The sequence below is a fragment of the Pararhizobium sp. A13 genome, assembly GCF_040126305.1.
In the GTDB taxonomy this organism is placed as follows: Bacteria; Pseudomonadota; Alphaproteobacteria; order Rhizobiales; family Rhizobiaceae; genus Pararhizobium.
Genome location: NZ_CP149510.1, coordinates 2,949,374 through 2,963,243, shown reverse-complemented (window position 1 = coordinate 2,963,243; position 13,870 = coordinate 2,949,374). Strand labels below are relative to the sequence as shown.

The window sequence follows — 13,870 nt, the reverse complement described above, 5'->3', positions numbered from 1 at the left end:
CCATCAACCGGCGCGCGGTGACTACCGCAATTCTGGGGTATGGTCAAACAAGCGCCTGTGTACGGCAATCGCATAGGTATCGGTCATGCCGGCGATATAATCGCCGACGTGCCGGGCCTTGGCCGGCTCGGCCATGCCGGCGATCTGGTCGATCCAGTAGTGCTTCTGCATCTCTTGCGGATCGGCCATGAAGGCATGATAGAGATCGGTGACGATCTCAGCGGCATTGGCGCGCACGCGCATGACTTCGGGATGACGATATATCCTCGTCATCAGCATCTTCTTGATCTGCTGGTCCGTCTCGGACATTGCATCAGAAAAGGTGGCGATCACCCTGCCAGCATTGCGGATATCCGCAACACTTTGCGGCCGCACATCCTTGAGACCTTGCTGCGCAACGGTGATCACATCCTCCACCATGGCGGTGATCTGCCGGCGCATGATCTCGTGGGTGAAGCGGCTGGCCTCCAGCCCGGGATAGCGACCGCCGACCTCGCGCATCAGGCCAGCAAGGAAAGGAATTTCCTCGAGCATCTCGAAGGTCAGATAGCCGGATCGCAAACCGTCGTCGATGTCGTGGGTGTTGTAGGCGATATCGTCGGCGATCGCCGCTACCTGAGCCTCAAGGCTGGCAAAGCTCGACAGTTCCAGATCGTGCAGGGCGCAATAGTCGAGGATCGGCTGGGGGACCGGGCCATGGGTGCCCTCGCCGTCCTGCCCGATCAGCGGCCCGTTGTGCTTGACGAGCCCTTCCAGGCTCTCCCAGGTCAGGTTGAGCCCGTCGAACTCTGCATAGCGGCGTTCAAGCTTGGTGACGATCCGCAGGGACTGCGCATTGTGATCGAAGCCGCCATAGGGCTTCAACATCTCGTGCAGCGCGTCCTCGCCGGTATGGCCGAAGGGCGTGTGGCCGAAATCGTGGACCAGCGCGACACCTTCCGCGAGGTCTTCGTCGAGTTTCAGCGCACGCGCCAGGGCACGGGCGATCTGCGCCACCTCGATCGTGTGGGTGAGCCGCGTACGATAATGGTCACCATCGGCAGCGATGAAGACCTGGGTCTTGTGCTTCAGCCGGCGAAAGGCCGTCGTGTGGACGATACGGTCACGGTCACGCTGAAAATCGGAACGTGTGGGGCTGCCGGTCTCGGGGTACAACCGCCCCCTGCTCGCCCACGGATCGGAGGCGAAAATGGCGCGTTCACCGGAGCCGAAACCAAGCGCATGTCTGTCCAATGTCATTTCCCACTCTGCATCCCATTGACGCGGTACTAAAGCCTTCATACCTATAGAGCACGCTGCAGGAAAGTGCCGAGTGGCAGTCGCTCTCGAGCTTGAACGAAAACAGGGCTTTGCTGCACACGTGGACCACACCGCCGCCCGGCGATATAATGCCGTAAACGGTGCAAACAGCGAATCTCTCCGGTTCTTGACCCCGGCAGGAGGTAGATATGACAGCAGAAACTGTGACCCTTTCGGACTCGGCGGCAAAACGCATCGGCGTCATCCTGAAATCCGATGCCGAAATGAAAGCCATGCGCGTGTCCGTCGAGGGTGGCGGCTGCTCGGGCTTTTCCTACAAGTTCGACTTGGTCAGCGACGCCGATGCCGACGACCTCGTACTTGAGAAGGGCGACGCGAAGGTGCTGATCGACAGCCTGTCGCTCGTCTATATGAACGGCTCCGAAATCGACTTCGTCGATAATCTGCTCGGCCAGTCCTTTCAGATCAAGAACCCGAATGCCGTCGCAAGCTGCGGATGCGGCACCAGTTTCTCGGTTTGAGGCCGAACGTACAGCCTCACAGATAGGGTGAACCGAGCCAGAAGATCTTGTTGATCAGGCGGGTCAAAAACGGCTTTGCGCTCAGGTCAGCCAGTGTGACCGACTGAGCCTGCTTCAGAGCCGTCTGTATGCGCTGGCCGACCGCGCCGGCAAAACCCGCATCGAGTACCTCGAGGTCGATCTCGAAATTCAAGCGCAGCGAACGCGGATCGAGATTCGACGAGCCGACATAGACCCAGCGGTCATCGACCGTCATCAGCTTGGAATGGTTGAAGACGCCAGTGGACCGCCAGATGCGGCATCCGCCCTTCAGCGCCTGGTCGAATTGCGCCGTCATCGCTCGGTCAACAAGCACCAGATTGTTGACCGCCGGCACGATGATATCCACCTCGACGCCCCGCATCGCCGCCGTGACAAGGGCGCTGATCAATTCCCTATCCGGCAGGAAATAGGGCGACATGATGCGGATATTGCGCCTGGCAACGGAAAACGCGCCCATCATCATCTTGTGGTTGGATTCATTTGCCCTATCCGGTCCGGAGGGCACGGCGCGCATCAGTACCGAAGGCTTGCGCTGATCCTGCGCCGACAGCCCCATGCTCCATTCCTCGCCCTCTAGCGATTCCTTGCTGGCGAAATACCAGTCCTCCGCGGCCACCTGAAAGAGATCGGCAACGACGGGGCCGGAAACGCGGAAATGCGTGTCGCGCGCCTGCCTGTCACCGGCGAATTCCGACGTGAACCCGGCCCTGATATTCATGCCGCCGGTAAAGGCAACCGCGCCGTCCACGATCAGGATTTTCCGGTGGGTGCGCAGGTTGGCGTAAGGCAGCCGCAGCCCCATGATGATGTTACCGTTGAAGACCCTGACCGTCACGCCGCCGGCCTCAAGATGCCCGACAATGCTCGGCACCGAATACCGCGCGCCGACCGCGTCGATCAGAACCCTCACCTCAACGCCACGTTTGGCGGCGGTGATCAGGGCATCGGCGAAACGCAAACCGATGTCATCACGATCAAAAATATAAGTCTCGAGCAGAACGGCGCGGCGGGCATTTCCGATCTCAAGCAGCATCGCGGCATAGGCCGTATCCCCGCCCTCAAGGATCGTGATGCTGTTTCCGGTGCAGAGGCGATGCCGGCTGACCCGGTCTCCCAGCATCTTCATCGCGGCGAATCGCTGGCCGAACCGGTCGGAGACTGCCGCGCTGGAAACGTCGAACTCACCCATCGCATCCGGCCCGCGCTCGCGGAACTGCGACCTCTGCTGCTCTATCGATGAACGGCGAATCCGGTTGATGCCGGCGATCGCATAGACCAGGGCGCCGAGTATGGGAGACAGCAGGATGATGCCGACCCAGCCGAGCGCGGAACGCACCTCCTCCTTGGTCATTGTTGCATGAATGGCCGCCGGTACGCCAAGAACGACGGACAGCACTGCCAGAACGTGCGGCCAATAGGTGATGAGTATATCGATCATGCGCCGGACTATAGCGGGCAAAAGCCAGGAAGCAATTCGTGCTCGACGCCGGATTTGTCAAAAAAATCCAGCGCGGCTAAAAGGATGGCGGGCCATGCACACGTCAACAAAAAGGATGCCAACCATATGAAAATCGTGACCTGGAACATCAACGGCGTCAGGGCCCGAATCGACGTCCTTGTGGCTTGGCTGAAAGAATCACAGCCCGATATCGTCTGCCTCCAGGAGATCAAAACAGTGGATGAGGGGTTTCCGCGCCTGGAGATCGAAGCGCTTGGCTATCACGTCGAGACGCACGGCCAGAAGGGATTCAACGGCGTCGCCATCCTGTCGAAAATACGGCCTGATGAAATCAACCGCGGGCTGCCCGGCGGCGATGCGGACGAGCAGTCGCGCTTCATCGAGGCGGTGTTTTCCGTCAACGGCGGCGCCATCCGTGTCTGCTCGATCTATCTGCCGAACGGCAATCCGGTCGGAACCGAAAAATTTCCCTATAAATTGTCCTGGATGGATCGTCTCAGCGCCTTTGCGGAAAGTCGTCTCGCGCTGGAGGAGCCACTCATTCTCGCAGGCGACTACAATGTCATCGCCGAGCCGCATGACTGCTGGGACGTCAAAGTCTGGCAGAACGACGCATTGTTTCAGCCGCAGACCCGCCAGGCCTTCCGCCGCCTTGAAAATCTCGGCTTTACCGATGCAGTGCGGGCCACGACGGACGCAGCGCCGCTCTATACGTTCTGGGACTATCAGGCCGGATGCTGGCAAAAGAATTTCGGCATCCGCATCGACCACCTGATGCTATCGCCGGAGGCGACAGACAGGCTGGTTTCGACGGGAATCGAAAAACACGTGCGCGCCTGGGAAAAGCCATCCGACCATGTGCCGGTCGCGGCAGAATTCAGCTTCGCAGCTTAACCGTTTCCCGGCGCCGCTCAGTCGCTGTCGAGATGAATGCTGCTTGCCATGGTGACCGCCGTCCGGCGGTCGTCTTCAGTGGCGAGCGAGAAGGCCTGCTCCTGAAGGGATTGCAGCCAGGGCCGGTCTTTCGGCGAACACTGGTCGAGCGCCGCCGTCATGTAAGCCAGCCCGCGGGCCGTCTGGCCTTCCTGGAAAATCACATTACCGAAAACGCCCATGGCGCCGGCATGGCCGTTCTTGCGGGCGCGATTGAGCCATTTCTTTGCCTGCTGAACGTTAACGCTGCCGCCATCGCCGGCGAGAAGCATCTTTGCCAGCTGGAACTGCGCCTCGGCGACGCCGAAGGTCGAGGCAGCTTGGAAATAGAGCTGGCGGGCCTGACTGAGATCGCTCTTGATCGGACTATCCGGAATGCCACGGCGATAGTAACCGGCAAGCGAAATCAGGGCGTTGACGAAATAGCCGGTGTCCTCGGACCCCGGCTCGACACCCTTTTCGGCAATTTCGCTGTAAATCTTGAAGGCTTCGAGGTCGTTTTCCGCCACACCGTCGCCATAGGCATACATGTTGGCCAAGGCCCAGCGGGAGCCGGTATGGCCTTTTTCGGCGGCATAACGATAGGCTTCGACCGCCTCGTCCTTGCGGCCGTTCTTGTAAGCGGAGAAACCGAATTTGAAGAGTGCAAAGGGACCAGATTCCTTGGTGACACCAGCATTCGGATCAAAGGCGCACGCAGCGCGCCCCTGTGCGGTCAGCGCGAGCGCAACACTCAAAACAAGAAACGTCAACGACCGGTAACCGCGTATCAGCATGATAGTCTATATCTTCCGTTCAATCCCAAGAGCCGGCCAAAGCCAGTCCAAACGAGATCCCTGTCGTCAACGCTGCGACAGACGGTACTAGAGGCATTTCGCCCATTGCCAATCTGTCCATTCATCCCGGCAGTTTCCCAACTGTAGTTGGCGTTTCCGGCAAGAGTACGGCTTGCCCTCGCAGCTTCCAGGCGTTCGCACCGCCATGCCCCGTCGAGCGGCCTGAAAGGCCGTGTCGAAGCCATGTAACGTCACGGAGAGCCTGGAATTTTTCGAAAACGCGATGACTCATCTTACCTCAAACGCCGCATGCTCAAAACTTCTTTGCAGGTTTGTCGAGTTCATCGGTGCTCCCAGTTTGTGGCGGGAAATAGACGCAATCACCCCTCGCCCGACCGCCAAAGACTATAGAAAAAATGTGTTGCTGAATCGTCACAATTCGCGAGGCAGGAAATGGAAAATTTCACGCTGTGGCGTTGAAATTCTTGGAAGCGGAACCACGGCAGGCGGCAGACCTATCGCTCGGCTCGTAACGCCATAATGCACTCGCGCGCTGTAGAAAACATAAGCGCGTCGCAATTCGATTTGTTAACGAACACAAGCGCAATCAGAAAAGGCCCGATGCGAACACCGGGCCTTTTTTTGCTTCTGGATGGTCAGAACTTGATCTTCAGCGATGTGGAAATGGCACTGACGAAGTCGTTGCCGAAGTCGTAGGTAACTTCGTCACCGATAACCTCGCCATTGTATGTCTGCGGGCCGGAGCTGCCGCTCGTCAGCAGACCGACTGCGCCGGCGAGCTTCAGCTCGACATTTTCGGTCGGCGCGTAGGATACGCCAGTGCCGAGCGTCCATGTGTCAGTCTGCGTCCCGTAACCGTGGCTGGTACCGCGGTCCCATGTCAAGCTGACCGCACCACTCCATTGATCGTTGAATTTATGTCCAATGCCGCCGCTGATCGTCCAACCGTCGCGGTAAAGGAGATCGAGGCTGGTGCAGGGCGTTGCTGGCGTGACGGTAGCTGGGCAGAAATTCAGCACCTGCAACTGGCTCCAATCCGTCCACTTGACCGAACCGAATGCCAGCCAGTCGGGAGCAATCCCCGACTGCACTTTCAATTCCAGCGAATCCGGCATGCTGGCAGAACCGGAAACGTCGTACTTCGTCAAGCCAAGCTGCGTCAGATCGATGAAACCGTCGAGATTGTCGAGATCAACCGCGCTGTTGTAAACGAGACTTGCCCGCATGGCGTATTCGGGGATTTCATAAGCCACGCCGGTGCGCCAGCCCCAACCGCTGCCTTCGAGTTCAAGCCGGCCAATGCCGTTGCCCGGGACCGCGAAATCGGGAGCCACCAGTCGTTCCTTGAAGCCGCTGACTTCCTGGTAGAAGGCGCCGCCGATGATGCGGAATTGTCCCTGGCCCATATCCCACTTGTAGGAGCAGGTCGCGGCGTAGTTGTCGCTCTCGACCTTCGTTTCGATATTATCGTTGGCACCCATCCAGTTCGCGCCCGGATTGGTGTGCGCGCCCCAAGGCTGGGAGTAATCGGCCATGCAGTCGATGCTGTCGCCGAGCCCGGCCTTCACGCCGACGCGCGGAACCCAATAGCCTTCAGTATCCCGCACCGATGTCGAGCCCCCGCCAAGACCATCCGAACCAATGCCGTTGGCCGGGTTGATATCGACGACATTTTCGAGTTCACGCTGCGGATTGACATAGGTTGCCGCTGCCTCGGCGGCATAGGTCGACGGATCAAACAGCAGGTCGATATTGTAGCCGCCCCGCTCGAGACCGCCTGCGTTGGCCGCCGTTGTGCTAAGCAAGACGACAACCGCCGCCGTCATCGCCGCCTTGATTTTGTTGTGAGCCATCCGTTCCTCCCCTGAACACAAATCAGTGGTCGGCGCGTACGCCAACCGCTCAAAAACAAGTATCGGCTGCGGACGGTTAATGGCAAATACCCAGCCGTCACGATCAGTGGCAGCAGATCACGAAAAATTTACGTAAGAAAATCTGGAACGGCGTGAAATTCGCCAAAATCAGGATAAAATTTCCCTACGTTTCTAACCATAGATTTTTTTTGGAATATTTTTTCATAAATGTAATCGAGTGTCACCTTGACACAACAATGCCGCTTTTTGACGTCTTGGCGCCTCGACGCCGAAATATGTGACATGAAAGGCAGCGCTTCCCGAGGGCACCTGCGCTTTACTTCGTACGAAGAGAATCAGGCGATATGGAAAGGCGGCCCAAAGCCGCCTTTCCATATCCTAGCAAGCCAGATCTCGCTCCGCCGGTATGACTTCAATCTTCAGCCGGCGTCCGACACTCGTGCCAGCGCCACGCCAAGCGACGTCTTCTGACCATCCAGTTCGGCCAGGCGTTCCCGCTCGGCGTCAACCACATCAGGCCGGGCATTGGCAACGAACTTCTCATTCGACAGCTTGCCGAGAATGCGCTCTCGCTCCTGATCGACCTTACCGATCGCCTTTTCAAGCCGGGACTTCTCCGCGACAAGATCGATCAGGCTGCCGAGCGGCAGGCAGACCGTCGCCTCGCCGATCACAATCTGAGCGCTGCCCTTCGGCGCTGCCGCCGCAAGATCGATTGCATCGACGCGCGCGAGCCGACGGATGGCAGCAGCGTGGCTCTTCAGGCGTTCCTTGGTCAGGATGCTCGCTTCGACGACGACGAGAGGCGCGATCGCAGCCGGCGGAACGTTCATTTCCGAGCGCACAGAACGGATACCGGAGACCAGGTCGATCAGCCAGTTGATCTCGCCAGCTGCGGCATCATCCCCGTAGGGCGCGGCAGGCCATTCGGCGTGGCACAGCAACCCGTCGCGCGTCTTGCCCTCGCCCGCCGTCTGCGCCCAGAGTTCCTCCGTCATGAATGGCATGAAGGGATGCAGCAGCTTGTAGGTCTCGTCGAGCACATAGGCGACGCAGGCCTGCGATTCCGCCTTTCCAGCCTCATCTTCGCCGCCGAACACCGGCTTCAGCAGCTCGAGATACCAGTCGCAGAACTGATTCCAGACGAAGCGGTAGAGGCTGCCTGCCGCCTCGTTGAAGCGGTAGCTTTCGATTGCTTCGGTGACATCGCGGATGGTGCGTGACAGTTCGGTCAGGATCCAGCGGTTGATCGTCAGAGAGCAGGTTTCCGGCACGAACTTCGGATCATTGGCGACGCCGTTCATGCCGGCAAAACGCGTCGCGTTCCAGAGCTTGGTGCCGAAATTGCGGTAGCCGGCGATGCGGGCGGGGTCGAGCTTCACGTCGCGCCCCTGAGCCGCCATGATCGCCAGCGTGAAGCGCAGCGAGTCGGCGCCGTATTCGTCAATGAGTTCCAACGGGTCGATGACGTTGCCCTTGGACTTCGACATCTTCTGGCCGTTCTTGTCGCGGACCAGCGCATGCACATAGACCGTATGGAAAGGCTCGACGGGGGTACCGTCCGTGTCCTTCATGAAATGCAGACCCATCATCATCATGCGGGCGACCCAGAAGAAAATGATGTCAAAGCCGGTCACCAGAACATCGGTCTGATAATACTTATCGAGTTCCGGCGTCCTGTCGGGCCAGCCGAGTGTCGAGAAAGGCCAGAGCGCCGAGGAGAACCAGGTGTCGAGCACATCCTCATCCCGGGTGAGAATTTCGCCCGGACGGAAGTTTTCGAGCAGATCCTCGACATAGGCCTTCATCGGCCCCTCATGCGACAGGTAGTGCTGGATCGCGGCGTGCAGCGCTTCCTCTTCGGTCTTTTCGACGAAAACCTGACCGTCCGGTCCGTACCAGGCCGGAATCTGGTGGCCCCACCAGAGCTGGCGCGAAACGCACCAGGGCTGGATGTTTTCCATCCATTCGAAATAGGTCTTTTCCCAGTTCTTCGGGACGAAATTCGTGCGGCCTTCACGCACAGACGCGATCGCGGGCTTGGCGAGCGTCTTGGCATCGACGTACCACTGCTCGGTCAGCCGCGGCTCGATCGGCACACCGCCGCGGTCGCCATGCGGGATCGTGTGCTTGTGCGGTTCGATCTTGTCGAGCAGGCCCTGCTCTTCAAACATCGAAACGATCATCTTGCGGGCGGCAAAACGCTCTACTCCCTCGAGCTTGGAAATCAAGGCTTCGAGATCATGGCCCGATGGCAATTCGTGGAGGAAATCCTCGTTGCCGGCCAGCGTCAAATGACCATCGATGGTCAGGACGTTGACCTGGCGGAGGTGATGGCGCTTGCCGACGTCGAAATCGTTGAAATCGTGCGCCGGCGTCATTTTGACCGCACCGGTGCCCGCCGTCGGGTCCGGATATTCATCGGCAACGATCGGAATCCGCCGACCGATGAGCGGCAGTACGACATGCCTGCCGACGATCGACTTGTAGCGCTCGTCGCTCGGATGGACTGCAACGCCGGTATCGCCGAGCATGGTTTCCGGCCGTGTCGTCGCGACAATCAGATAGTCGCGCGCTTCCCATTCGGTCGGTCTGCCGTCCTCGTCAAAGGCGATCGGATGCTGGTAGGTGACGCCTTCTTCCAGCGGATAACGCAGATGCCAAAGGCTGCCGGTGACTTCGACCTGCTCCACCTCAAGATCGGAAATCGCCGTCAGGAGCTTCGGGTCCCAGTTGACCAGCCGCTTGTCCTTATAGATCAGGCCGTCCTTGTAGAGAGAAACGAAGACTTCGAGAACAGCCTTCGACAGGCCCTCGTCCATTGTGAAGCGTTCACGAGACCAATCACAGGAGGCGCCAAGCCGCTTCAGCTGATTGAAGATCAGACCGCCGGATTCAGCCTTCCATTCCCACACCTTGTCGATGAACGCGTCTCGGCCCATTTCGCGGCGGTGCTGTTGCCGCTCCATCAGCTGACGTTCGACGACCATCTGGGTGGCGATGCCGGCATGATCCATGCCCGGCTGCCAGAGCACATCCTTGCCGCGCATACGCTCGAAGCGCACCATGATGTCCTGCAGCGTGTTGTTCAGCGCATGGCCCATGTGCAGCGAGCCGGTAACGTTCGGCGGCGGAATGACGATGCAGAAAGTCTCGGCGCCCGGTTTTGCACCCGCGCCGGCGCGGAACGCATCCTCCTCATCCCATAGCTGGGCGATGCGAGGTTCGACAGCGGCGGAATCATAGGTTTTTTCAAGCATTCTGAAGCCAAACTTGCTGATTGATATGGGTGGTTGTAAATCGGAACGAGGCATTGGTGTCAATAATAACAGCAAAAAAGCCGCCAGTGCGATTGCTGGCGGCTCTGTCTCGATAACTTTCGGCGTTTATCGTCGCGGACCGCGGGCGACGCGCTCGATTTCTTCTCGCACAAGGCGCTCGACAAGCGTCGGCAGATTGTCGTCCAGCCATTCCTGCAGCATCGGCCGCAGCATATCCTCGGCGATCTCGTCGAAGGAACGGCGGGCGCTGCTATCGATGGCCAGGGCCAAATCCCCGAAGGACCGGGCGACCTGTTCACCAACGGCTGGTGAAACAATCGCCGCAATCTCCTTTTCAGCTGCAAAGGCAACCGGCTGACTTTGCGTCGCAGCTTCGGAAACGGCCGGCGACGGCGTCCGGGCCTCCTGCACCTCGCGCTTTTCATCACTGACCGCCGCGGGCTGCAGGGATACCGCCGCGGACACAGGCGTCACGGAGAGGGCAGATTCGGAGCGGTGGGCGACATGTGCAGGTTGGGGCGCAAGGGCCGGCGTCATGCGCGATGTGACGAGCGGGCTATCCGACTTTGCTGCTGCATTGCCGGCGGTTTCCGGTTCCCGAAGCGGCGCCGAATGTCGCTCGGAGGCTGCGCGTACACGCGCTGCGACATCGGCAAGAGATTGCGGCGGTGTTGCGACAGAAATGGCGGGCTTTGCTGTGTCCTGCTGCGGCGCCCGCGACAGGGACTCCTCGGGTGCGACAGACTGCTGTACTTCCGCCTCGAATTCCGCCACCAGCACCTCGTCGTCGATCGTCAGGTGAATTTCTTCGGCGCTGTCGTCGTCATAGGTGTGGTCGGCACGATATCCGTCGTCAAGTGCGGGGCCGAGATCATTGGCGGGGAAACCGGGTATGCCCGGTTCATTGCTTTCGATGATCTTTCGAATGGAGGCGAGAATCTCATCCATCGAAGGTTCACGCGCTACATTGGGCTGTGCCATAATTTTCCCCGTTTTCTGCGGTCGCGTTTGATCGAAACATTGCCGCGCAGTCGTTGACGCGGACTGTATGCGAGTTCCGCGCCGAACAAAACGACGCGAATCATCAAGTTGGATTCTTGCACAGATTTGTTAGCGGCGGCACCCGGGCCATTCCAACAGCAAAGCCGCACGCCCATTTTTGGCGCGCGGCTTTCGAAAAATTACGGCAACAGATTCAGGCGTGCGGATCAGCGGCCATCAACGGTTCGCAATCCGAACCACTTGTCCTTGACGGCCTCATAGTGTTCCTCGGCGCGATATTCGGCAACCTGCAGGCCCTGGCTCTTGATAGTCAGCCGTCCCATCGCCGCCAGAAGGGAATAGCTGGCGACAACGGCATTGCGCTGCGACGCTACCAGGCTTTCCTCTGCGACGAGGACGCTCTGCTGGGCATCGAGCACGTCAAGCGTTGTGCGTTGGCCCACCTTGCGTTCTTCGATGACACCGTCCAGGGCCATGTTCGCAGCACTCACCTGAGACTTGTTTGCGGTAATGTTGGCCAGCGCTGCCTCAAGCTGCGCGTGCGCAGTAACGATCGTCTGCTGAACTTCCGCACGGGCGGAATCAACGAGGATCCGTTGTTGGCCCAGCCGCTCCTTGGCCTGGCGGATCTGGCCATATTCCGCGCCACCCTGGTAGAGCGGGATTTCGAGCCGGGCGGTGATCGAAGCCGTATTGCCGTCCAGACCGCCGGTGCCGGGTGAATTGCCGGTGTTGCGGGTCAGTGCCCCCTGCACGACGACACCCGGGAGCATGGTTCCCTCGGCAGATTTCACCCCGTATCCCGCCGCGTCGACGTTGTACTGCGCGGCCGCGATCGTCGGATGCTCGCGCAGCCCCGTGGCAACCGCCTGATCCAGGCTTTTCGGCAGCGCCTTTGAAGCGGGCACCGGCTGTTTGATCCCTTTCGGGGCATCGCCGACGATCTGGACGTAAACCGCTTCGCTCTGTTTCAACTGCGCCACCGCATTGACGAGGAGTGCCTGCGCACTGGCCAGTTCAGCTTCCGCTTGGCTGACATCCGTTCGCGTGCCCTCGCCGACATCAAGCCGCGCCTTCGCAGCATTCAGCTGCTCCTTGAGGAAGGCCAGGTTCTGTTTGCGGATGGACACGATCCGCTGGTCGCGGGCTATATTCGCATAGGACTGAGCCGCCGCCAGCAGAATGGAAATCTCGTTGCCCTTCAGCGTTTCACGGCTTGAAAAGACATTCGCTTCGGCAGCCCTGACATTGTTCAAGGTCTGAAAACCATCGAAAATCTGTTGCGTGATGGTGATGCCAGCTGAGCCGGTGTGAAAATCCTCGGTCGCGGTCCCGCCACCGGCCAGGGGGCTCAGTTCGCTTTCCAGTCTTGTCAACGTGCCCGTGGCCGTTGCCGATATCCGCGGCCGGTAGCCGGACTTGGCGATCGGAACGCCTTCATCGGTTGCGCGGAGCCCGGCGCGTACAGCATTGAGATCCGGATTGTTCTGATAGGCCTTCTCCATCGCGCCATAGATGGTTTCAGCGGAAACGGCATGCGGCAGGAGCGACAAGGCGGTGGAAAGGGCTGCTGCCACAGCTGTCTTACGGAAAATCGACACAATCTCTACTCCGGTACGGAAGCTGGCGTACCAGACCTTCCCAGTTTGGCAAAGCGACGGCATCCCAGACTGCCCGGAACGCCCTACGTTTGCTGCATTCGACCGACGGAGGCTTCCAAAAGCAACCGGTCGCTCCCGCTCTTATCATCCTCGAGCAACTTTTAGAAACCCCTAATTTAACGCATCGCCAACCGTATCGCCCCTCCCCAATCGCACAAATTGAAGAGAAACGGGCATCACGTTGCCAAATCGCAACACTGCAATTTGTGGGTTCACCCATCAGATATTGAGGCCCCTCAGCAAGAGGTTATCAAAACACGAATTCGCGAGCAAGCCGGAAGCCCGGCAGCGGTTTCACCGCTGTATTGAAGGCCTGCCGCTCCGAGGTGACACCATTCTCGCGCAGGAAAAGCTTGGCCCGGGATGCATTGCCGGAACCCACCACGGCAACCAGGCGGCCGCCGTCGTTCAGTTGCGAAAGGAGGGAATCAGGGACCGTCTCGACGGCGCCGTGGACGAAGATCACATCGTAAGGCGCGGCCGCCGGATGCCCCTTTTCAAGATCACCTGTGACCACCGAGACATTTGAATAGCCCAGACGGGCCAGCGTTTCGGAGGCCTCGGCGGCAAGCGTGGCATCGCTTTCCAGCGCCACGACCGAACCAGCAAGCGTCGAGAGAATGGCCGACGCATAACCCGTGCCGCAGCCGATTTCGAGCAGCTTGTCGCTCTTGGAAACGCTTGCCAGCTGCAAGAGCTTTGCCAGCGGCGACGGCTCCATCAGATAGCGCCGTCCGGATGCGCCACTTGCCTGCAGCTCGATATCGGTGTCGATATAGGCGAGAGGCTTCATCGCGGCAGGCACGAACTCTTCCCGCGGGACCGATAGAAATGCCGAGAGAACGGCATGCGACGTCACATCCGTGGTACGGATCTGGTTGTCGACCATCTTGATGCGTGCTGCTTCGAAATTCATCCTGCCTGCCCTCGTGATCCGGACCGTCGTCCGGCGTTTGCGCGCTCTTCGTCTGCGCAGATAAAACAACCGGTAGAGCTCAGTCGACCGGCAATGGTCACGCTCATAAATCCGCGCATCCGCC

Annotated in this window: 10 protein-coding genes; 2 read left to right on the top strand and 8 right to left on the bottom strand. The window is 59.4% G+C overall.

Annotated features, from left to right (window positions below; genetic code table 11):
* Positions 1-21: 21 nt before the first annotated feature.
* Positions 22-1,239 (bottom strand): deoxyguanosinetriphosphate triphosphohydrolase, encoded by a 1,218-nt coding sequence (locus WI754_RS14630; protein ID WP_349434181.1) that lies wholly within the window; start codon positions 1,237-1,239, stop codon positions 22-24.
* 209 nt (positions 1,240-1,448) lie between these two features.
* Between WI754_RS14630 and WI754_RS14625 the strand changes: the two genes are divergently transcribed.
* The gene (locus tag WI754_RS14625) at positions 1,449-1,781 is read left to right on the top strand and encodes an iron-sulfur cluster assembly accessory protein (protein WP_349434178.1); all 333 of its coding nucleotides are present in this window, start codon (positions 1,449-1,451) and stop codon (positions 1,779-1,781) included.
* Positions 1,782-1,797: 16 nt separating this feature from the next.
* On the opposite strand, the gene WI754_RS14620 is transcribed toward WI754_RS14625, so the two are convergent.
* A complete protein-coding gene (locus WI754_RS14620) occupies positions 1,798-3,261 on the bottom strand; it encodes a phospholipase D-like domain-containing protein (protein ID WP_349434176.1) in 1,464 nt (487 codons plus the stop codon).
* Positions 3,262-3,387: 126 nt separating this feature from the next.
* Here WI754_RS14620 and xth point away from each other — a divergent pair, with 126 nt between their 5' ends.
* Positions 3,388-4,176: an exodeoxyribonuclease III gene (gene xth, locus WI754_RS14615; RefSeq protein WP_349434175.1), complete on the top strand. Its 789-nt coding sequence runs from the start codon at positions 3,388-3,390 to the stop codon at positions 4,174-4,176.
* Between the two features lie 17 nt (positions 4,177-4,193).
* Here the strand turns inward: xth and exoR are convergent, their stop codons facing one another.
* The 6 genes from exoR to WI754_RS14585 all read right to left on the bottom strand — a co-directional run bounded on the left by exoR (position 4,194) and on the right by WI754_RS14585 (position 13,746).
* A complete protein-coding gene (gene exoR / locus WI754_RS14610; RefSeq protein WP_349434174.1) occupies positions 4,194-4,991 on the bottom strand; it encodes an exopolysaccharide production regulator ExoR in 798 nt (265 codons plus the stop codon).
* Between the two features lie 656 nt (positions 4,992-5,647).
* Positions 5,648-6,865, bottom strand: a complete 1,218-nt coding sequence (locus tag WI754_RS14605; protein WP_349434173.1) for an OmpP1/FadL family transporter — start codon at positions 6,863-6,865, stop codon at positions 5,648-5,650.
* 440 nt (positions 6,866-7,305) lie between these two features.
* Positions 7,306-10,146, bottom strand: a complete 2,841-nt coding sequence (locus WI754_RS14600; RefSeq protein WP_349434172.1) for a valine--tRNA ligase — start codon at positions 10,144-10,146, stop codon at positions 7,306-7,308.
* 126 nt (positions 10,147-10,272) lie between these two features.
* A complete protein-coding gene (locus tag WI754_RS14595; protein WP_349434171.1) occupies positions 10,273-11,148 on the bottom strand; it encodes a PopZ family protein in 876 nt (291 codons plus the stop codon).
* A gap of 227 nt (positions 11,149-11,375) precedes the next feature.
* On the bottom strand, positions 11,376-12,773 hold the full coding sequence (locus WI754_RS14590; protein ID WP_349437824.1) for a TolC family outer membrane protein: 1,398 nt from the start codon (positions 12,771-12,773) through the stop codon (positions 11,376-11,378).
* A gap of 307 nt (positions 12,774-13,080) precedes the next feature.
* The gene (locus WI754_RS14585) at positions 13,081-13,746 is read right to left on the bottom strand and encodes a protein-L-isoaspartate O-methyltransferase (RefSeq protein ID WP_349434170.1); all 666 of its coding nucleotides are present in this window, start codon (positions 13,744-13,746) and stop codon (positions 13,081-13,083) included.
* Positions 13,747-13,870: the final 124 nt, after the last annotated feature.

What these genes read in the sequence shown, in the direction of transcription:
- WI754_RS14630 (WP_349434181.1), bottom strand. Translation starts at nt 1,239, where the DNA reads ATGACATTGGACAGACATGCGCTTGGTTTCGGCTCCGGTGAACGCGCC.
- WI754_RS14585 (WP_349434170.1), bottom strand. Translation starts at nt 13,746, where the DNA reads ATGAATTTCGAAGCAGCACGCATCAAGATGGTCGACAACCAGATCCGT.
- WI754_RS14620 (WP_349434176.1), bottom strand. Translation starts at nt 3,261, where the DNA reads ATGATCGATATACTCATCACCTATTGGCCGCACGTTCTGGCAGTGCTG.
- WI754_RS14605 (WP_349434173.1), bottom strand. Translation starts at nt 6,865, where the DNA reads ATGGCTCACAACAAAATCAAGGCGGCGATGACGGCGGCGGTTGTCGTC.
- WI754_RS14595 (WP_349434171.1), bottom strand. Translation starts at nt 11,148, where the DNA reads ATGGCACAGCCCAATGTAGCGCGTGAACCTTCGATGGATGAGATTCTC.
- WI754_RS14625 (WP_349434178.1), top strand. Translation starts at nt 1,449, where the DNA reads ATGACAGCAGAAACTGTGACCCTTTCGGACTCGGCGGCAAAACGCATC.
- exoR (WP_349434174.1), bottom strand. Translation starts at nt 4,991, where the DNA reads ATGCTGATACGCGGTTACCGGTCGTTGACGTTTCTTGTTTTGAGTGTT.
- WI754_RS14600 (WP_349434172.1), bottom strand. Translation starts at nt 10,146, where the DNA reads ATGCTTGAAAAAACCTATGATTCCGCCGCTGTCGAACCTCGCATCGCC.
- xth (WP_349434175.1), top strand. Translation starts at nt 3,388, where the DNA reads ATGAAAATCGTGACCTGGAACATCAACGGCGTCAGGGCCCGAATCGAC.